Here is a 1,424-nt window from a genome sequence, read left to right on the forward strand (position 1 = left end):
TACCCGCCGTCATCGCCGCCGTCCAGGCCGACCTGCTGGCCTACAGCCCCGATCCGCCGCTGATCGGCGCCGCCGTGGACTTCGACGGCGGCGGCCGGATGATGTGCGAGATCACCGACGCCGACCCGGCCACGCTCGCGATCGGGGACCGCGTCGAGATGACGTTCCGGCGCCTGTACACCACGGCTGACGGCGTCCACAACTACTTCTGGAAGGCGCGGCCCGTCCGGGTCCCGGCCTCCGTGGACAAGGAGAAGTGAGCGATGGCATCGCACGGAATTCGCGACAAGGTCGCCATCATCGGCATGGGCTGCACCTCGTTCGGGGAACACTGGGACCGCGGCACCGACGACCTCCTCGTCGACGCCACATCCGCCGCGCTGGCCTCCGCCGGTGTCCGGTCGGAGCATGTGGACGCGTACTGGCTCGGCACCATCTTCTCCGGCGACTCCGGACAGACCCTCTCCCGCGCCCTGAGACTGACGGGCAAGCCGGTCACCCGCGTCGAGAACTACTGCGCGTCGGGGTCCGAGTCCTTCCGCAACGCCTGTTACGCCGTGGCCTCCGGCGCGTACGACATGGCCATGGCCGTCGGTGTGGAGAAGCTCAAGGATTCCGGCTACTCGGGCCTCGCGAGCAGCAGGCCACCGCACGACGGCACCGCCGCCGGCTTCACCACCCCGGCTTCCTTCGGCCTGCTGGCGCCCGCGTACGGCAACGCCCACGGCATCGACGACGAGACGCTCAAGGAAGTCCTCACCCGGATCGCGTGGAAGAACCACTACAACGGGGCGCGCAACGAGCGGGCCCAGTTCCGCTCCGAGGTCCCGATGCACGTCATCCGCGACAGCCCCCGGATCGCCGGGATGCTCGGCATCCACGACTGCTCGGGGGTCTCCGACGGTGCCGCCGCCGCGATCGTCGTCCGTGCCGAGGACGCCCACCGCTACACCGACAGGCCCCTGTACGTGAAAGCCCTGTCCATGGTCGCCGGACCCGGCACCGGACCCATGGACCCGGACTTCGACTTCACGTCCTTCGACGAGGTCGTCGCCTCCGCACGGGGCGCCTACCGGCAGGCGGGCATCACCGACCCCCGGTCGGCGTTCGCGCTCGCCGAGGTCCACGACTGCTTCACCCCCACCGAACTGGTACTGATGGAGGATCTTGGCTTCAGTGAACGCGGCCGGGCATGGCGCGATGTCCTCGACGGCGTCTTCGACCTGGACGGCGAGCTGTCCGTCAACCCGGACGGCGGGCTGAAGAGCTTCGGCCACCCCATCGGCGCGACGGGCCTGCGGATGCTGTTCGAGTGCTGGCTGCAACTGCGCCAGGAGGCCCCGGCCGAACGGCAGATCGCGTCCATCACCCGCGGCGAACGCAGGCTGGGCCTGACCCACAACCTCGGCGGCAGGCCCGGCGAC

2 protein-coding genes are annotated in these 1,424 nt (G+C 70.0%); both read left to right on the forward strand.

Going from position 1 to position 1,424, the window contains the following annotated elements; genetic code table 11:
* Positions 1 to 260, forward strand: a 260-nt coding sequence (locus ACWF94_RS40460; protein ID WP_453500286.1) for a Zn-ribbon domain-containing OB-fold protein, incomplete at its 5' end; no start/stop codon positions are given.
* A 3-nt stretch (positions 261 to 263) separates the two neighbouring features.
* Positions 264 to 1,424: acetyl-CoA acetyltransferase (locus ACWF94_RS40465; protein WP_453500288.1), on the forward strand; the 1,161-nt coding region annotated here is incomplete at its 3' end.

The organism is Streptomyces sp. NPDC055078 (assembly GCF_053607985.1).